We start from the raw sequence: 18,950 nt of genomic DNA, 5'->3' as shown, positions 1-18,950 counted from the left end.
CTAATATACAGAAAATCTATTGTTTGGTCTTGTCCTTATATCACAACCAAAATAAATAATCGCTAAATTATCGAGGTTATTTACTAAAGAGAAGCTTTTCTCTCTCATCGTTTCGGAGAAATACCCACTTTGGTACCCTGTAACTAATTTATAGTACGTGTTTTTATGAAATTGATATTTTTCATACACTCTATCAACAGTTACATTTTTTATATTAGAAGTTTGTATTTACTCTATCAAGAGAAAACCTAATCCAGCAAATACAAACTTCTAATCTAAGCCGATTTTCCTTGCCCTTGTGTTGTTTGAGGTTGTGAAGATTTCTGTTCACTAGGCTTGCTCAAAGATTTTACATTACCTTTCATAGAACAAGATGCATTAAAGTTTGCTCCTGGTTCGACAGCTAATTTACCTACGGTAACTTCACCTTCGATATGTGCTGTTGGTTTTAAAGATAAGGTATTTGACACGTTAAGAGTTCCTGAGAACTTACCTTCGAAATCTGCATCAGAGCACTCTAATGTACCTTTAATAAAGCCTGACGTTCCTACTACTACTTTGCCAGTAGTTTTAAAAGTTCCTTCGATAGTACCTTCAATTCTAAAACCTCCTTCAGAAATAACATCTCCTACGATTTTAGTTCCTTCTGAGATTTTGTTTTGGTTACGAGAGAAATCGGTTGTACTGCCGTAGTCTCTTCCTTTTTTATTGTCTGAAAACATAATATATAAGGGGGATTAAATGATTATTCGGTTTCTGGTTCTAATTCTGGTTCTGATTGAGCATATTCTTCAAGATTTTTATGAATCTGAAGTACTCTATAATTTGGAGATGCTATTGTAAAATACGTAGCCTCCACTTTTTCATAATATTTCTTTTTCCTGTTCCACTTTGTTAAATCTACACCACGCGTATCTTCGGTTTTACCCAAAGACAATAATTCTCCAAACCCTTCTGCTGCTAATCTATTTCCGTTTGTATGTACAACTACAAATTGTTGATCTTTATTATATACATCTAAAGAAACTTTCATCTTCTCATATCGAAGTTCTTTGATAATAGCTTCTATTTGTTCTTTTAATGCTTGCGCTTGATTGTTTCCAAAAGTAGAAAATGCATAAATCAACTTATGATTATTCTGATCGTCTATATTGGTCAAAAATGCATTATCCTGAATTTGCGGAATCGTAACCTGATAGATCACCTGTGCCTTTTTACCTTCTGGGCTTTGAGGGTAATTAAGAGCTACATAATTAAGGGCTTCTTTATAGGCTTCAAACCCTCTATAACGTCCTATCGCTTGAGCTTTCAATAATTCAAATTTGGGTAAGAAATCTTCATCTCCTCCAAATCTTGTAATCATCACATCGCTTTCTTTTATTACAGATGCATATTTTTGATTCTGAAAATCCCTATATAACCTATTATATATTGATGTTGGGCTATTTTCATCATCTTTTAATGCTTCATCAGGATTTTGAAGAATTTTGGCATATCTCGATTCTCCATGATTATTAATAATATCCTGCATCATTGCATTGGATCTCGAGGTATTCCCTTGTGCCAAATAAATTTTATACAGATTATATTTAGAAGGAATAATCAAACGTTTTTCGGGATTACTTTGCAATAGATTCTCGAATTTATCTATAGCTAAACCATATTCCTGAAATTTTTCTTTATATATAACTCCGAGTTGATAATAGGCAAAGTTACGATCGGTTTGAAGGCTATCTATAGCTGAAGGGTCGGTTGGCAATTGAGCAATATAGGTTTGCGGATCAAATGTTGGATCAGTATCGATAGAGTATTCATCCTTTTTCTCTTCCTCTACTGTAGAAACGGCGCCTGGATTAGAAATACTCGAAACTCTCCAATTGTCTTGTAACTCTCTGTTTCCATATGTTCTTTTAAATGCAGTTTTACCATAGGCTACAGTAGTTTGGTTATAGAAATAAAAAGTTCCTCCTTCTACACTTGGTCCTTTAGTATCTGTTCGAAATCCAGAACCTGGCTGTCTGTACCTTTGTTCTACAGGCAAGTTATCCTTTATTCTGGCAATTTCTGCAGCTTTTTCTTGTTCTATAGCTTTTGTTTTTAATGCATTGGTATACTCTGCATAATACGCTATTCTCTGTTCTGGTGACATAGCCAAAACAGTAAGAATACTGTCGTTTGTTTTGGCAATACCTTCATATAAAATAACGTCCTCAAGATTGTCTCTCTTTTTCTTTAATACCCTATACCGTTTTGAATCTACAATCATTCGCTGAAGTGTACTATCATAATATGCTCCAGAGATAGCGTACTCTTTTCTGTCAAAGCTAATATCCCCAAGAGTATAATAATTAAGGGATTCTAAGTATTTATCTTCAGACTTTGTTCGCAATGATTTATTATAATATGTTATAGCCAAATCAATAGAATCCAAAGTTTTAAAATAGACTGCTTTTTGGTTATATATTTTATCCAAAAATGGGCGATTTTCTCTATTTTTTTCAAGGTCACCTAATAATTCGAGAAATTCTTCTTTATTCCCTTTCTCGTAATTAAAATTTCGGGCTTTTGCCATATAGGCATTCATCATATATTTTCTGGGTGCCTTTCTATTAAGTGCAATGACCTGATCAAAAGCATAATTTGCACTATCCTTATAACCCAATTCATTTAATAATTGTCCTTTTATATAGAGGTATCTGCCTTTTTCTTCATTTTTTCTGGTATGAACAGCAGCTTTGGTAATATAAGTAACGGCAGAGTCTTTTCTTTCTAAATTAATATATGCCTGAGCCATCATAGCTACAGCATCGGCATAATCCTGAGGTTTCATAAACTCCTGTTCGATCATTCTGGTAAGATCCTCTATCGCTTTATCGTTATTATCAAGACGAAGATTCGTTTTGGCCCTCCATACTTTAGCATGATTGATCGTATTACTTGTGGGATATTTATATAGAATATAGTTAAAAGCTTCTAATGCCGGCACAAAACGTTGTTCAAAATAACGAGCTTTACCTAATAGCAAAAATGCTTCATCGATTTTAGGGTTACGTTCCTTATTATCAATAAGCATGCTATGTTTTTGGATTGCTTTTACCGCCTTTTCTTCTGCCTTATCAAAGTTTTTATTAAGCACTTCGTTAGGGAGTCTAACATCTTCACTTACAATCATCCTTTCTACCGGTAGTAACTCCCAGAAATTATCTTTATAAGATTGAACGATATCTTCTTTGCCTATATCAAAAGCTAATCGGCCATTATATAGCGTATTATTTTTTGTAGTAACATCATGCCATGTACGATTTATAAACTTGTCCTTTTTACGAGAACAAGCAAATCCTACAATTGCCAAAAGCAATATCAGCGCGATCTTTAATAATTTTCTGCCCAAACCAGATTAAATTTATACGTGTGATAACTAAAAAACTTGACTTTTAGTGTGTTGATTGTACACAAAAATTATGTGTTCGTTGTAAAAATACATTTCTTTCGTTAAAAAACCGGTTGTTAACATATTTTTCTCGGCTTAAGCTCTCTTTTTTTATCATATTGATTATTGATCAAAATATTACATTGAAAATTAAGGAAATCACGATATCAACACTTTATTGATTATCAAAATGTTAAATATAATTATGATTTGTTTTCCAGGTAAAAATTATTCAATAAATTCATTGTGGTTTTTATAAACTATTATTCTATCAAAATTTTAGACTCATACCTTAGGTATCTATAAATGTTTAAGGTAAAAATCTCTTAAAACTCTTATTATGAAATCAAAATTATTAAACTTAGGTAAAGCACTAAACAAAAAGCAACAGCAAAAAATTATGGGCGGTGCTCACAGGCGTTGTACCAGTCACCAGGATTGCCCCGGGGGTCAGGGATGTTGTTATGCTGTAGAATTATGCTTTTTAGATTCTTATCCGGGTCTACAGCCAGGTGGCACGTGCTGGAATTAACTATTTTTTTCTTTTTTAACTTAAAAAATAATATAGGGTGCTGAGATTGAATTTTCAATACCCTATATACCAAAAAAACATGTCCTTTTGTATCTTTCTTCTAATCTCGAAAGGTATTTTACAGCTCTCTTGTCAAAAAATTAAAATATCACAATGATTCTAAAAAAAGAGAGGAGTTGTCCATTATTTTTTCAATATGACCATCATAAGGTATTTTCTTCTCATACAAGCTCTTACAATTCTTTTTATTTCCGGAGGAGTTTTCTTCAAATATTCTAAAAATTTAAAAAGCTGGACTATCGGTTTATTTTCAGGAATATTTGGTTTGGAAATTTTAGTATTTCTATATGGGACCAGTAAACTATCAATAGTATATCCCCAGTTTTTGGGATGGTTTTATTTCGATATGGGTTTTCTCTATGGTCCTTTTTTATGGTTTCATTTTCAATCTTTTATCTATAACAAAAACAGATATTCAAAAATTGATGGTTTACATTTTATAGCATTTATAATTATATATATTCTCATAATAGATATTTTGATGTTACCCAATGAAGAGCGTTTACAATACATGAGGGAGCGTTTTTTGGATCAAATCATGCCTATAAATTATGCCAGAGCTATTCATCAACTATTATATGCAATTGCTGTTATTTATGTAAGCATAAAAAACAGGACAAAACTATCATCAAATGTATTAGTATACTTATTTACACTCGCGATTATATACATCTGTTCTACTCTGATCATTTCATTCCTTACTTTATTCGCTGATGGCTGGCGTCAATTTGCTTATTATTATTTGTTTAATAATATCATGATTTTTGTTGTTGGGATTATTCTCTATACCAATCCTCAATTTCTTAAAGAGATCACAAAAAAATACTCGAACTCTACATTGGATTATGACGATATGGTTCAAATTCAAAACAAGATTAATGAACTGTTTATTCATGATTTAATATTCTTAAAAAATGATCTTACCATTGGTTATTTGGCCAAAAAGCTTAACGTGAAACCCTATAAGATTTCGCAAACCTTTTCTGAATTTATTCAAGAAAATTTTAATGATTACGTGAACAAGCACCGAGTGATGTATTCTCAAAAACTATTGAAAGACAATGCATACAATATTTATAAAATAGAAGCTATTGCTACAGAGTCGGGTTTTAATAATAAAGTCACTTTTTATAAGGCCTTTACAAAACATACGGCTACAACACCTTCTAAGTACCGAAACTTAAATAAAAAAGAAGTAAAGAATAATTTAAGTTAACGTTTTACAAGGTTTTTTCTCCCCTACACATTATAGTTGGTTAGTAATTTTATGCTCATAACTTTTAAAACCATACAATTATGAAAACACAAAAAATGAAAAAATCAACAATCTCTACTTTGTTATCAGTAGTGGGGCTACTAATTTTTATTGTTGTACTTACTAGTTTTGAAAACAAAAGAAACATAGTTTCAGATGAAATAACTACAGTAGAATTTTCTGAAGACCTTACAGGAAGCTGGGTGTGCGGAGGAACATCATCTGGTTGCGGAGATACCAGAGAACGTAGTCGTACAGAAAAATCATGTCAAAAACATTGGAGTTGTCTTTGGTTATGTGAAAAAAAATATGTTGTAACTACCAAAGAAAAAAAGTATTGCGGCACTGGGTTTCCTAATTGTGAAGGAGGGAATGCTCATAAATGGGAAGAAACCAGTAGTAGCGGTAGATGGGTAAAATGTAACTAATCAAAAAGTCTTCATCCTATTTAAAAGGTCAAACAATTTTAAAATTGTTTGACCTTTTAATCATTTATAAAAAACATCTATGTTTTCTTATTCTTCTTCACCAAAATGTGCTTCGAGTTCTTTTAGAGTCTCTTCTGATGTTGAAAGATCCTTTACTACTTCCCCTTTATCCAATACTACAATACGCTCGCATACTTCGGTAACATGCATTAGGTCATGACTAGACACTAAAACTGTGATATTTGGGTCTGTAGATAGTTCTTTAATTATTTTTTTCAAACGAATTTGTGTCGTTGGATCCAAATTAGCAAAGGGTTCATCCAGGACAATTACTTCAGGATTACCAATAAGCGCCGCGACAATACCAGCTTTTTTCTGATTCCCTTTAGAGAGGTCTCTTAAGTATTTTTTTTGTCCTAAAATTTCACCATGAAAAAAGTCTTCAAAACCAGATAATAATGCATCTACATCGGCTTTATTTTGCCCACGAAGTTCTCCTATAAAATAAAAATACTCTTCGGCTGTAAGATATCCTATCAAGAATGTCTCGTCGATAAATGCCGAAGTAGCCGATTTCCACTCTTCACTTTCATTAACTTTAATCCCTTTATTTTCAATATATCCTGTTGTGGGTTGAATAAGATCTAATATGGCACTAAATAAAGTTGTTTTTCCTGCCCCGTTATTACCCACCAAACCAAAACTCTTTCCTTTTTCTATTTCTAGAGATTCAATATTAAGAACGGTATTTCCGGTATAGGTTTTAGTAAGGTTATGTACTGATATCATGTTTCTTATTTTTTTTGTTTGTATGCCCAGATCGTTTTATACTTTTCTGTTCTATAAATACTTTCGATTTTATTAAAAACTGCATCTTTAAATGCAAACCCTGCAATACCTGCAACTGTTACCAGAGCATATCCTGCATAAGGACTGTATGCATAATGACCTATAGCATACAATATCATAGGCAAAACCATTTTAGGTAATGACAATAGTAAAGTCTTGGCGTTAAAAGCCTGTTTATCTCCGAATGCATTTTTGTTACTAGTTAAATCAATAGGTGTTTTTACATATGCTCCTGCCCATAATACTACATGAGAATTCACTCCTATATTGTAGATTGCTCCAACGATTATAGCAAGATATACTTCCCATCCATAATACAAATACCCAGATGCTAATACTGTAGAGATTAATGTTGCAATTACCATCAACCACCATTTAGAAGATAAATATTCTTTATATCGAATATTTTGACTCATCATCAACGGATAATAGGAACTATCCCAACTTGGCACAAACTGTCCAAAACTTAATAGAAATCCACCGGTAACAAAAATAGCAGCAAAAATCCTCCAAACGGGTCCATCATAAGCCTCTACATTTCCTGTGAAGAACAACAATCCATAAAATAAGAATAGAATACTTACCAAAACAGTAGATCTCGCTCGCTTATTTCTTTTTATGAGTTTTATATCATTTTTAAGAAAGGTTGCTGTCTTACCAAATCTATCTAACCACTCGAGGTTTTCTGTTTTTACATTTTTGGTTTTAGCTGCTAATCCAGCATCCAGATATAGATCGGCTACAAAGGATCGAAACGATATAATTATTAAAAACAACAGTATCGCTATAGGAATCAATACTAAAAAAGGAACCTCGTATAACCCCTTAAAAAATGGAGCTGTATATATAGTTATATCAAAATATTCGAAATAATGTAATCCTCCTAAAATCGCCAAAATACCTCCTATGATAAATATGAGGTTGTCTTTTTTGTTTAAAATAATGTTTAGGAAATTGTTACTGTAGATTAATGCAGCTAATCCAATATTCCATAACAACACATCAAGTACTGGGTATTCATTACCAATCAACACAATAGAGAATGGAATAAAAAAGAAAATATGGATGATATTAAAAAATGAAAATACCGTTTTCCCAAAAGCAAATGAAACAATTTTTCTTTTTTTGAAAGGAAGAATGAGTAATGGTTTAATATTAATAACCGGCATTTTTTGTAATGCATACCGAAACAATAAGTCGACCACTAGCCAATATATTAAAAGCTTGTTTATGGTCTCTAGAGGATCGAGATTTAACTCTTCTTTAATTAAATAAAAGGCGCCAATTCCTCCCGAAGCCATCATCACAATAAACCAAAGTGCCCAAAACCCCATAAAGAACTTCATAAATAATCCAGAGGTTAAAGAAGCAGATCGCCAAAAAGATTTCCATTGTAAATTGATGAAGTGGGTAAACATAGTTAAGATGTATTTAACTATTTAGTAATCAAAAACGAGATTTTGTTACAAAAAACAATTAAGAACTGCTTAAATTTTTTAGTAAAGGCTATCTTCTCTGATTGCATTTACTATTTTTGTCACAAATTTTAAAAATGAGATTCCGATATACCATCGGACTCTTACAACTGTCTACTTTGAATTCTCTTTATACTGAAGTTTTCAAATTAGTTTTTTAGTACAATACAATGTCAGATTTTCATAAATTACCCATACAACATATTACTCGAGAAACTCCCTTGGCAGTTTCTATAACATTTGAAGTACCAACAACATTACAGAGTGCTTATTCTTTTATTCCAGGTCAATATATTACTATTAAAACCGAAGTAGAAGGAAAAGAATTGCGTAGAGCTTATTCTATTTGTAGTTCACCAAAAAGCAATATGCTTAAAGTGACTGTTAAAGAAATACCCGGAGGTACATTTTCGGTTATTGCAAATAACAAATTAAAAGAGGGTGATGTACTCGAAGTTCATACTCCCGAAGGTAATTTCTCAATTACTACTAATGCTCAAGCAAGTAATTCTTATGCTGCTTTTGCAGCAGGTAGTGGTATTACTCCCATAATGAGTATGATTAAATCTGTTCTTGAAGAAGAACCTAATAGTCGTTTTGTTTTGGTATATGGAAATAAAACACCAGAAGAGACTATTTTTCATAAAGAATTATTAGAATTACAAGCGAAATATTCTGACCGTCTATTTATAGAATTTATATATAGTAGAAGTCAGGAGGATAATGCACACTTCGGAAGAATAGAAAAGTCAACTGTAAATTATGTATTAAAAAATAAATTTAAAGACATTTCTTTTACTTCATTTTATCTATGTGGTCCCGAAGAAATGATCAATACAGTAACTTCCGTTTTACAAGAGAATGATATTACTAAAGAAAATATCCATTTTGAACTATTTACTAGTAGTGCTTCTGCAACAGAAATAGATACTAACCTTGAAGGAAAATCCAATATTAAAGTATTGGTAGATGATGAAGAGTTTAGTTTTGTTATGGATCAGAAAAAAACGATTCTTGATGCAGCACTAGATCAGGATATTGATGCTCCCTATTCCTGCCAGGGAGGAGTATGTAGTTCTTGTATATGTAAAATCACTGAAGGTAGTGCTGTAATGGAAAAAAACAGCATTCTTACCGATGGAGAAATAGAAGAAGGATTGGTCTTAGCTTGCCAGGCACATCCAACCTCTGCTTCGATTACTGTTGATTTTGATGATGTATAGATATAGAGGCATCTTTATCAGAATGTAATTATGTATTATTCAAAATACCTGTAACGGCAATTTTATCACAATTTGTTAACCTTTTCTACCACGGTTTCTGGTTTTATGGTGTGCATTACTTTTTCATAACCAGGAGGTACTTTATTACCATAAATCGAAGTTGGAATTTGGTCGTATTTTGCCAAATTTGGTAAGATGGCACGTTCCATAGGTTGTTCAAAGGGCATAAAACCGGTAAACGGATGCGTTACTCCCCATAGGGTAATTGTTGGCACTCCGTACATTGCTGCTAAATGTGCATTGCCACTATCCATTGATACCATAGCGTCTAAATTGCCTATAAGTTTTAGCTCATCTTCGAAAGATAGTTTACCAACAATGCTTGTTACGTTTTTATACTTACTTTCTATATTGTTTAGGATGTCCATTTCTCGTTTACCTCCTCCGAAAAGGAAAATTTCATATTCATCTTCCTTATCTAAGGTTTCAATTACCTCAACCATTAATGCTAACGGGTAGGTCTTACTTTTATATTGTGCAAATGGTGCAATGCCTAGCCATTTTTTTGTTGAATTTTGGGTTATAGAAAGAATTTCGGGTGTTAACGATTGTTTTTTAGGAAATTTATGAGTTGTGAGATCAATAGGATACCCTAAAGCAGAAAAAACATCGGCATATCGTTGATGTGTTGTTTTTAATTGTTTGAACACCTTATTTTTTGATCGAGTTAATGCTTTTTTCTCTGGGCGGCCTTTATCTACCTGAACTGTTTTTATCCCTCGTAATGAGAATAGGGTTTTAAGCACATTAGAGCGTAATACGTTATGCATATCGGCAACAGCATCTATATTTTGTTTACACAATTCATTAGATAATCGTGTAAGCCCCATAAAGCCTTTATGTTTATTATTTACATCTGCATGATATACCTGTAGATTTTCAATATCAGAAAATATAGGTTCAAAGAATTTTCGGGTAAGCACTGTTAGTTTTATATCGGGATAGGTAGCTCTAAAAACTCTTAAAACGGGAACCGTCATTGCTACATCGCCCATAGCCGAGAGGCGAATCACCAGAACGTTCGTTTCAGATTCTTTAGATTTCTTTAGACTACTTCCCGCCACGTAATACCGGGTTTAATTCATCATCATTGTACATTTTCATTTGCTTATATACTTTCATGTATTTATCCCCGTTTTCGATATCGTTCAACAAGGTATCAATAGCCGTAGACAAGTCTACTTGTTGCTCTAGTAATACATTCAGTTTGTTTTGGCATGCAGTTTTATGAGCATCTGTAGCTTCTTCACGAATCGTTTCTACATGCATATGATATACTTTTAATGCCAAAATAGACAGTCTATCTACTCCCCATGCAGGACTTTCTGTATTAATGGTAGCATTTGCTTTGGGCACTATCTCTTTGTACAATTCTAAAAAATAACTATCAATATATTCTACCATATCGGTTCTATCCTGATTAGAGGCATCGATCTGTCGTTTTAGCTTTAAGGCTGCTATAGGATCAATTTCGGGATCTCGTATGATATCTTCATAGTGCCATTGTACAGTATCAATCCAACATTTTCGATATAGCAAATGCTCTATTGCTTGTGATTTACTATCATATGGATTCGAAAATTCTTGATCAACACTATCGATCACATGGTATTTTTCTATAACTTCTTTAAAAATGGAATTTGCTTTATCGGTAAACATCTGCGCTATTATTTTTCTATAATTGTAAGTATTCTATTAAGTACCTTCATATGTTTTCTATATTGTGTTTATGAGCATCAAATTACTCACAATTCGTTGCTATAGCCAATTCTTTAAAAATCGGTTTTAACTGTATTAATTCACAATAAACAGAACAATCATATATACGAAACCTTATTTTTTGGCAGGTACAAAGGTATTATATTTTGTAATAGTATTTAGTATATGGCAATTCAATCTACTTCAACAAAAATTACATGGTTGAGTTTAGGCTTAATATGTTTGTTTTTAATGAGGGATATAATGCGCTATCGGGTCTTATTATACATTATTTAGAACAATAATACTGTAAACGGAATCAAAATGAATACCCAAATATTAATTTCTTTAGCAAATTGATGATAATTCATTTCTAGATATGTAGTACCAATAAGTGAAAGAGGTGTTGCTATAAAAAATAACTCAGAAGTATCTTTTTTTGGTGCAATGGCTGCTACTACAATCGCTACAATTAGATAGATGATAACAACCCTTAAGATCGGTTTTATATTCGCTGTCTTTCTACCAAACTTGATAAGATATATCGAGAAAAAGAATACAGTACAAATAACTATTATTCCTACAGAGAAAAGATGTTCTTTTATAAAATAAGCCTGAAATGAAAATGATATCGGATCAACATAGGTTGCAATTGCAAAAAACGAATCATAAAACAGCAATGTAAAGCAATTTGCAAATACATAGACCATACTAATCCCGATAAAAGGAATAATCCAGTTTCTATAGTTTTTGGAATCGAAAAACAGTATTCCTAAAAAAACCAAAATGATAAACCCAATACTCCAAAAATAAGCTAACGAAGCTAAGCCAATAAAGATTGATGCATTAAAGATTTTGGCCTTAACATTTTTTTCATTTCGCAGATGTAGAATATTTTGTAGCGCTAGTAATACAAACACATTTGCTAATAAAATAGGAAAACTGGTTAGAGAATTTGGTAATATTGCGGTAAGAAAAGCATATAAAAGTATTGTAAACGTACCTTTATTAGTAAGATTGTTTTTTTGCGCCACAAAATTAAGAGCTAACATTGGTAAAATATACAAAAAAATACTAGCTGCTGTTAGTAAGATATGACTACTTTCTACCTCAAAACCCTTTCTATAATGGGCAATGCCAAATAGTATACTCATATACAGTGCTACAGCAATGTAATTAATGGGTTTTGATTTACTAAAAAAGCTTGATAACACTACTATTTTTTATATTTTTGCACCAGACAATAGTATGGTATTGTCTTTAAATATTATTGAACTAATTTATAAAAAGTTTTTAGTTTACCTCTTTAGACTTTTTACAAAGAAAATATAGAACAAGTTATGAAAGATTTTTTTGAAGCAATAGAATCCCTTTTTGTAGATATTTTATTTATCCCTTTTGATTGGTTTAGAGCATTAGAATTAGAAAGCTGGACAGGTGCCAATATCCTTAACTGGGCATTTATGTTTATTGGTTTTGCTGCTTTTATATATTGGATGAAGGAATTAAAGAAATTTAATGATAATAACGAGGAGAATAGAGATCCTACTGCACATTCATTTTTAAACTAAAACTGTGTGATTAAGAAAGAAGTAATTCTTAAGATTTCTCAGGTATTTAAATATTAAAAAAGGCGTTTAATTTATATAAATTAAACGCCTTTTTTAATATTCTTATAAGGAAATCCTTGTTATAAATCGAATCCCAGATCTTTTCTATAGTACATCCTATCAAAATTAAGTTTTTCTATACTTTGGTAGGATGCTTTAATGGCCTTTCTAAAATCCTCATTTAGTGAAGTTATCGCCATTACTCTACCCCCGCTAGTAACTACTTTATTCCCTTCAAGAGATGTACCTGCATGAAAAACAATAGAATCTGTAATCGTATCTATTCCTGTAATCTCTTTTCCTTTTTCATAAGCTTCTGGATACCCTCCGGAAACAGTTACTACAGCTGCAGCACTTCGTTTATCCAACTCGAGATTGACCTTGTCTAGTGACTGATTCCCAACATGCTGAAATAATTGCACTAAATCTGTCTTTACTCTCGGTAGGACTGCCTCGGTTTCTGGATCACCCATACGTACATTATACTCAATTACTTTTGGATCATCTCCTACTTTAATAAGCCCAATAAAAATAAAACCTTTATAATCTATATTTTCTTTTTCTAATCCTTGTACAGTAGGTTTAATAATACGTTCTTCTATCTTGGTCATAAGTGCATCATCTACAAAAGGAACTGGTGAGATAGCCCCCATACCCCCTGTGTTTAAACCTGTATCTCCTTCTCCAATACGCTTGTAGTCTTTGGCGGTTGGTAAGGTTAAGTAATTTTTACCATCTGTAAGTACAAAAACACTAAGTTCTATACCATCAAGAAATTCTTCGATCACAACTTTCTCACTTGCTGCACCAAATTTTTTGTTGGTTAGCATGTTTTCAAGTTCAGCTTTTGCCTCATCTATGTCCTGAAGAATTAATACTCCTTTTCCTGCTGCCAAACCATCTGCTTTTAAAACATAAGGTGCTTGTAAAGTTTCTAAAAATTGCTTCCCATCATCAACAGTAGCAGCAGTAAAACTTTGATAAGCTGCTGTAGGTATATTATGTCTAATTAAAAACTCTTTGGCATATTCTTTACTTCCTTCTAATTGCGCCCCTTCTTTTGATGGACCAATAACTACAACATCTTTCAATTGGCTATCTTCAGCAAAATAATCACTTATTCCTCTTACCAATGGGTCTTCTGGGCCAACTACAACCATTTCAATGTTTTCCTGTAATACTAAATCTTTGATTGCAGAAAAATCTGTAACTGCAATAGCTACATTAGTAGCTATACTAGCTGTTCCTGCATTACCAGGTGCAACAAATAAGGTGTCACAAATCGGACTTTGTACAATTTTATAAGCAAATGTATGTTCTCTACCTCCTGATCCGAGTACTAAAATATTCATGATGTATTATGGCTTGTTTTTATGGTCCCAAAAATAGTTTATTCGTAGTTGTATAGCTAATTCTTTCTAGATAAAAACTCATGATTTTTTTATGTGCTTCTCAAATTAAAACGATACTGCATCCAATAATCAGATACTGTAATATCCTATTTTAATTTTATTCACTACTATCATTGCGAATAATCCTACTACTTAAAATACTTCTCTTTTTTAAAAGTAAAGGGGTGACAATAGAGAAGAATACAATACCATTAAATCGAACTAACATAGATTCGAACATTAATGATATAAAAAGGATCAAAAAGACTGAAAATTCATTTCTACTTCTTTTCATACGCATTGCTAATATGACAAAAATGCATACCAAAACCCCAAACCCAACAATGCCTGTTTGTAAATAGGTCTGCAGAAACTGATTGTGCGCATTATACTTGCTCTTGTAATTAAGAATGTAATTTAATTCTTTATATTTCTCAACTAAAACATCGTTTGCATCTCCAACTCCATAGCCAAATACAGGAGCATCTTTAATCAATTTGATACTAGCATCCCATGCCAATAGTCTTGATTTTTCTGATGCTGTGGTATCATAATATTCTCTTACATTACTAAAATCTTTTATTCTGGAATAAAAATCAAATACCCTTGGGTTATTTAAAAACAATAATAATCCCATCAAAAAAATAATGGTCATCGTATATTTCTTTTGTTTATCAGTAATATCAAAAATCAATAATATCGACATTACAAACAAAATAAGATAGGCCGCTATTGAAGCCAATAAAAAAAGATACAGGAATAAAAGAATAACTACTGCAAGTTGTATTCGAGATTTCAACTTGTTTTTAAGGTAATAACTTAATACCAGTAATATGTATATAGAAATATAATTAGCATTAACTGATCTGGAAAATAGAGATCCTACAAAAAAGTAATGCCAATTTTTTACAATCCCTTCTATAAATACAAGAATTTCTATACTTTCTCTTTCATCAATAATATGCCATGTTAAGCTATTACCTGCCTTAAAAACATTAATAAAAAATGAAACAATTAGCCCCATAAGTAAAAAGTCAAATAGTTTTTTTACTGTAGCAGCATCTTCCTTAACAAATAGAAAAATTAAGGGAAATAATAATAATGAAAGGGATCGTTGTACCAAATCGAATCCACTGATCAAATTATCAGTATAAATCAATCCCAAAGACATCACAATAAAATATAATGGAAAAAGCAGCAATGATTTATCCAGAACAAATTTCTTTTCGGTTCTAAACATCATACCAATCCCAAAAACGATCGAAATTATAAAAAATGGAGTTGGGAGATTGATACCTAGTGGTAGTAAAAAAAAGGCAATATACAAGCTGTTCCAAAAGGTCATTACCACCCAATGATCTTCTTTATAAAACATGTTGGTAGCCTGGGTTATTATGTTAACTAGTTGCACTTTTTATAAGATATATTATGAGGTAGTTAACGATTTTTAAAGAGTTGTATTATGATAATGTATCGACAAAAAAGGTTTTATTTAAAATCTCTATGTTCACTCTTTTGAAGCTCTTCTTCAGAAAACCTTCTAAAATAATCTAAAGTTAATTTCATTCCCTCTGATCTACTTGTTTTTGGTTGCCAATCCAAAATTTCTTTTGCTTTACCAATATCGGGTTGTCGTTGCAACGGATCATCAATTGGTAATGGTTTATAAATTACTTTTTGGTGTGTCTCGGTAAGTTTTACAATTTCTTCAGCAAAATCTTTGATCTTAATCTCGTCTGGGTTACCTATATTTATGGGGTATACATACTCACTAAAAAGCAATCTATAAATTCCTTCTACCAAATCATCTACATAACAAAAGGATCGGGTTTGTAATCCATTGCCAAATATAGTTAAATCTTCACCTCTTAATGCTTGCCCAATAAATGCTGGCACTACCCGACCATCATTTAATCGCATTCTTGGGCCGTAGGTATTAAAGATACGTGCAATTCTTGTCTCTAAACCATGATAGGTATGGTATGCCATTGTGATTGACTCCTGAAAACGTTTTGCTTCATCATATACACCTCTAGGTCCAATTGCATTAACATTACCATAATAATCTTCACTTTGCGGATGCACTAGAGGATCACCATAAACCTCGCTAGTGGATGCAATAAGAATTCTAGCATTTTTTTCTTTTGCAAGGCCAAGTAGATTATGTGTTCCTAATGACCCTACTTTTAATGTTTGGATAGGGATTTTAAGATAATCTATAGGGCTAGCAGGAGATGCAAAATGCAATATATAATCTAATGCACCAGGAACATGAACAAATTTGGTTACATCATGATGATAAAACTCAAAATGCTTTAACTTAAACAGGTGTTCAATATTTTTTAAAGTACCTGTGATTAGATTATCCATACCAATCACATGAAAACCTTCTTCAATAAACCGATCACAAAGATGAGATCCTAAAAACCCTGCTGCTCCTGTAATGAGAACCTTTTGCATAGTTATAATTTAATATCTTTTCTCCCTATAGAAAAATAGGAAATTTCTTCTTTTTCTATATCAACAATATCATAAAGATTTCTTCCATCAAAAATTAAAGGGGTTTTTAATCCTTCTTTTATTTTATTGAAATCGGGAGTTCTAAAAATACTCCATTCTGTACAAATAATTAGTGCATCTGCATTTTGGACCGCTTCATACATCGTAGTAACCAAATCGATCTTATCTCCATATTTATGAGCTACATTTTTCATTGCCTCTGGATCAAATGCTTTAATCTTTGCCCCTTCTTTTAGCAATTCATCAATCAGGTATAATGCGGGAGCTTCTCTAATATCGTCTGTCTCTGGCTTAAAAGCTAATCCCCATATTGCAAATGTTTTGTTAGACAGATTATTATTAAAATATGTATTGATCTTTGGTAATAATGCAATTTTCTGACTATCATTTACTCTAATTACTGCATCAAGAATTTTAAAATCATATTGCGAATTTTTACCTGATTTATGAAGCGCTTTTACATCTTTTGGAAAGCAAGAACCGCCATATCCTATACCTGGAAATAAAAAGCGTTTCCCAATCCTAGAATCTGTTCCTATTCCTATTCGCACTTTATCGATATCTGCACCAACTTTTTCGCAATAATTTGCGATTTCATTCATAAATGTAATCTTAGTTGCCAGAAAAGAATTTGCTGCATACTTAGTAAGTTCTGCGGATTTTTCATCCATCACTATTATAGGGTTACCAGATCGTACAAAAGGCTTATATAATTTTTTCATAAGCTCTATTGCTCTATCAGAACTTGACCCCACAACAATTCGTTCTGGTTTTAAAAAATCATCTACTGCAAAACCTTCTCTAAGAAACTCAGGATTTGAAACTACATCAAAATCACATGTTGCATATTTTGCAATGGTATCTCGAACTTTTTCTGCTGTCCCAACGGGAACAGTACTCTTATCTACTATTACCTTATACTCATTGAGTAACTTCCCTATATCTTCTGCAACACCAAGAACATATGATAAATCTGCAGAACCATCTTCTTCTTCTGGAGTTGGTAATGCTAAAAAGATAACCTCTCCATGTTCTAAGCCTTCTTTTAGAGAAGTCGTAAACTTTAGTCTTCCAGCTTTTATATTTCTATCAAACAATATATCTAGGTGTGGTTCATAAATAGGGACTTCACCCATACTCAATTTTTGAACTTTACTCTTGTCTATGTCGATACACACAACTTCATTCCCCGTCTCCGCAAGGCAGGTTCCTGTAACCAATCCAACATATCCAGAACCTATTACTGCTATCTTCATTTATTGCCTTTATCCTTTTTTGTTTTTGATTTCAAATTTTCTTTCATGGCTTTTACTTTTCTTCTAAACAGAATCTTTTGCTTCAATGAAGTAAAATTATAATTAAATCTGAAAAAAATAAAGCTCAAAATTATTACGCTAACCAACAACGTTATGAATAACCATAAATTCTTGGCGGTACTACCCAAAACAATAAATAATACTACAAAAATTATATTAAATCCACCTATTAAATAACTAGCTTGTTTATGAGATAAACCCCAGTAATCTATAAGAACATGATGCGTATGATTCCTATCGGGTGAAAATGGACTTTTCTTATTTGCAATTCTTATAGCAAAAACTCTAGCTGTATCAAAAAGTGGAACGATAAGAATGCTTATAGCAATCAACGGAATATTTTCTAAAAAGAACGGTAATTCTGCAGAAGAAGATGGTTTTAGGGCCAAAAATTTTAGCGTCATAATACTAATTACAAATCCAACAATTAATGATCCGGTATCCCCCATAAATATTTTTTTGGTCGATGATACATTATACCCAAAAAATGCAAGTAAACAGGCATTTAAGCTAATTGTTATTAATGCATAAAAATACTCTTTAGTAAAATAAAAAATCGTTGTATAAATAATTAAAATAACTATACCCACTATAGAAGCTAAACCATCTATACCATCTATAAGATTGTATGAATTTATTATAGTTACCATAATAAATACAGCAATAAGAAAATAAATATAATATGGTATTTCTTCTATATTAAAAAAACCATTCAAAGAGTGTATTGTAAAACCACTACTTGCTACAACAAAAGATACTGCTACAAGCTGAGCAATTAACTTAGATCCAGGAGACAAAACCACCAAATCATCTTTAAGCCCAATAATAAATAAAATCGTAAGTCCGGGAATGATATGTATAATTTCACCATTGGTATCCCAACTATTAATAAAGAATAAACCTATTATTAATGTATAGTAAAAAGCTACACCTCCTAAACTAGGTGTTTGTATTTTATGAGAACTTCTTTCATTGGGAGCATCCATTAATCTCTTATACGAAACAACACCTATAATTTTAGGTATTGTTAAATATGTCAACAAAAATGATCCTATAAAAATTAATACTGCTGTTTCTAAAAAATTCAACTCGCTATAAATTTT

17 protein-coding genes are annotated in these 18,950 nt (G+C 31.9%); 5 read left to right on the top strand and 12 right to left on the bottom strand.

The annotated features are described in order from the left end of the window. Positions 1-275: 275 nt before the first annotated feature. Together ATO12_RS18320 and porW are read right to left on the bottom strand one after the other, a co-directional pair. Positions 276-722, bottom strand: coding sequence for a bactofilin family protein (locus tag ATO12_RS18320; RefSeq protein WP_034244737.1), 447 nt, complete (start codon positions 720-722; stop codon positions 276-278). Between the two features lie 23 nt (positions 723-745). Next, on the bottom strand, positions 746-3,391 hold the full coding sequence (gene porW, locus ATO12_RS18315) for a type IX secretion system periplasmic lipoprotein PorW/SprE (protein ID WP_240486152.1): 2,646 nt from the start codon (positions 3,389-3,391) through the stop codon (positions 746-748). 379 nt (positions 3,392-3,770) lie between these two features. Between porW and ATO12_RS18310 the strand changes: the two genes are divergently transcribed. From ATO12_RS18310 to ATO12_RS18300, 3 genes are all read left to right on the top strand, one after another. Beyond that, entirely contained in the window at positions 3,771-3,962 is a 192-nt protein-coding gene (locus ATO12_RS18310; protein ID WP_034244733.1) for a hypothetical protein, read from the top strand. Positions 3,963-4,158: 196 nt separating this feature from the next. Beyond that, positions 4,159-5,238, top strand: coding sequence for a helix-turn-helix domain-containing protein (locus tag ATO12_RS18305; RefSeq protein WP_051575936.1), 1,080 nt, complete (start codon positions 4,159-4,161; stop codon positions 5,236-5,238). Between the two features lie 80 nt (positions 5,239-5,318). Continuing rightward, the gene (locus ATO12_RS18300) at positions 5,319-5,705 is read left to right on the top strand and encodes a hypothetical protein (protein WP_034244730.1); all 387 of its coding nucleotides are present in this window, start codon (positions 5,319-5,321) and stop codon (positions 5,703-5,705) included. An 87-nt stretch (positions 5,706-5,792) separates the two neighbouring features. Here the strand turns inward: ATO12_RS18300 and ATO12_RS18295 are convergent, their stop codons facing one another. Together ATO12_RS18295 and ATO12_RS18290 are read right to left on the bottom strand one after the other, a co-directional pair. Further along, positions 5,793-6,494: an ABC transporter ATP-binding protein gene (locus tag ATO12_RS18295; RefSeq protein WP_034244727.1), complete on the bottom strand. Its 702-nt coding sequence runs from the start codon at positions 6,492-6,494 to the stop codon at positions 5,793-5,795. Positions 6,495-6,499: 5 nt separating this feature from the next. Continuing rightward, positions 6,500-7,972: a DUF5687 family protein gene (locus tag ATO12_RS18290; protein WP_034244724.1), complete on the bottom strand. Its 1,473-nt coding sequence runs from the start codon at positions 7,970-7,972 to the stop codon at positions 6,500-6,502. 227 nt (positions 7,973-8,199) lie between these two features. On the opposite strand from ATO12_RS18290, the gene ATO12_RS18285 reads away from it, so the two are divergent. Further along, positions 8,200-9,252: a ferredoxin--NADP reductase gene (locus ATO12_RS18285; RefSeq protein WP_034244721.1), complete on the top strand. Its 1,053-nt coding sequence runs from the start codon at positions 8,200-8,202 to the stop codon at positions 9,250-9,252. Positions 9,253-9,317: 65 nt separating this feature from the next. Here ATO12_RS18285 and ATO12_RS18280 read toward each other — a convergent pair whose 3' ends face one another. The 3 genes from ATO12_RS18280 to ATO12_RS18270 form a co-directional block, all read right to left on the bottom strand. Then, positions 9,318-10,376 (bottom strand): glycosyltransferase family 9 protein, encoded by a 1,059-nt coding sequence (locus ATO12_RS18280; protein WP_240486151.1) that lies wholly within the window; start codon positions 10,374-10,376, stop codon positions 9,318-9,320. Further along, a complete protein-coding gene (locus ATO12_RS18275) occupies positions 10,363-10,971 on the bottom strand; it encodes a DUF4254 domain-containing protein (protein WP_034244715.1) in 609 nt (202 codons plus the stop codon). The genes ATO12_RS18280 and ATO12_RS18275 overlap by 14 nt, the downstream gene beginning before the upstream one ends. A gap of 332 nt (positions 10,972-11,303) precedes the next feature. Then, a complete protein-coding gene (locus tag ATO12_RS18270) occupies positions 11,304-12,224 on the bottom strand; it encodes a DUF6427 family protein (protein ID WP_131248858.1) in 921 nt (306 codons plus the stop codon). 126 nt (positions 12,225-12,350) lie between these two features. Here ATO12_RS18270 and ATO12_RS18265 point away from each other — a divergent pair, with 126 nt between their 5' ends. Beyond that, on the top strand, positions 12,351-12,581 hold the full coding sequence (locus ATO12_RS18265; protein ID WP_034244708.1) for a DUF6341 family protein: 231 nt from the start codon (positions 12,351-12,353) through the stop codon (positions 12,579-12,581). A gap of 119 nt (positions 12,582-12,700) precedes the next feature. Here the strand turns inward: ATO12_RS18265 and purD are convergent, their stop codons facing one another. The 5 genes from purD to ATO12_RS18240 form a co-directional block, all read right to left on the bottom strand. Continuing rightward, on the bottom strand, positions 12,701-13,972 hold the full coding sequence (gene purD, locus ATO12_RS18260) for a phosphoribosylamine--glycine ligase (RefSeq protein WP_034244705.1): 1,272 nt from the start codon (positions 13,970-13,972) through the stop codon (positions 12,701-12,703). A gap of 157 nt (positions 13,973-14,129) precedes the next feature. Continuing rightward, positions 14,130-15,422, bottom strand: coding sequence for an O-antigen ligase family protein (locus ATO12_RS18255; RefSeq protein ID WP_131248857.1), 1,293 nt, complete (start codon positions 15,420-15,422; stop codon positions 14,130-14,132). A gap of 77 nt (positions 15,423-15,499) precedes the next feature. Then, positions 15,500-16,471 (bottom strand): UDP-glucuronic acid decarboxylase family protein, encoded by a 972-nt coding sequence (locus ATO12_RS18250; protein ID WP_034244701.1) that lies wholly within the window; start codon positions 16,469-16,471, stop codon positions 15,500-15,502. A 2-nt stretch (positions 16,472-16,473) separates the two neighbouring features. Then, complete coding sequence (locus ATO12_RS18245) at positions 16,474-17,787, bottom strand: UDP-glucose dehydrogenase family protein (protein ID WP_034244699.1); 1,314 nt, start codon at positions 17,785-17,787, stop codon at positions 16,474-16,476. Continuing rightward, positions 17,784-18,935, bottom strand: coding sequence for an MraY family glycosyltransferase (locus ATO12_RS18240; protein WP_051575935.1), 1,152 nt, complete (start codon positions 18,933-18,935; stop codon positions 17,784-17,786). The genes ATO12_RS18245 and ATO12_RS18240 overlap by 4 nt, the downstream gene beginning before the upstream one ends. Positions 18,936-18,950 lie beyond the last annotated feature (15 nt).

The organism is Aquimarina atlantica (assembly GCF_000626715.1).
Lineage (GTDB): Bacteria > Bacteroidota > Bacteroidia > Flavobacteriales > Flavobacteriaceae > Aquimarina > Aquimarina atlantica.
Note: the sequence above shows the minus strand (reverse complement) of the source record. Positions and strands in the feature narration are given on the sequence as shown.

Coding starts and splice junctions, on each gene's coding strand:
- ATO12_RS18250 (WP_034244701.1), bottom strand. CDS start 16,471: ATGCAAAAGGTTCTCATTACAGGAGCAGCAGGGTTTTTAGGATCTCAT.
- purD (WP_034244705.1), bottom strand. CDS start 13,972: ATGAATATTTTAGTACTCGGATCAGGAGGTAGAGAACATACATTTGCT.
- ATO12_RS18300 (WP_034244730.1), top strand. CDS start 5,319: ATGAAAACACAAAAAATGAAAAAATCAACAATCTCTACTTTGTTATCA.
- ATO12_RS18295 (WP_034244727.1), bottom strand. CDS start 6,494: ATGATATCAGTACATAACCTTACTAAAACCTATACCGGAAATACCGTT.
- ATO12_RS18265 (WP_034244708.1), top strand. CDS start 12,351: ATGAAAGATTTTTTTGAAGCAATAGAATCCCTTTTTGTAGATATTTTA.
- ATO12_RS18310 (WP_034244733.1), top strand. CDS start 3,771: ATGAAATCAAAATTATTAAACTTAGGTAAAGCACTAAACAAAAAGCAA.
- ATO12_RS18305 (WP_051575936.1), top strand. CDS start 4,159: ATGACCATCATAAGGTATTTTCTTCTCATACAAGCTCTTACAATTCTT.
- ATO12_RS18320 (WP_034244737.1), bottom strand. CDS start 722: ATGTTTTCAGACAATAAAAAAGGAAGAGACTACGGCAGTACAACCGAT.
- ATO12_RS18290 (WP_034244724.1), bottom strand. CDS start 7,972: ATGTTTACCCACTTCATCAATTTACAATGGAAATCTTTTTGGCGATCT.
- ATO12_RS18245 (WP_034244699.1), bottom strand. CDS start 17,787: ATGAAGATAGCAGTAATAGGTTCTGGATATGTTGGATTGGTTACAGGA.
- ATO12_RS18275 (WP_034244715.1), bottom strand. CDS start 10,971: ATGTTTACCGATAAAGCAAATTCCATTTTTAAAGAAGTTATAGAAAAA.
- ATO12_RS18285 (WP_034244721.1), top strand. CDS start 8,200: ATGTCAGATTTTCATAAATTACCCATACAACATATTACTCGAGAAACT.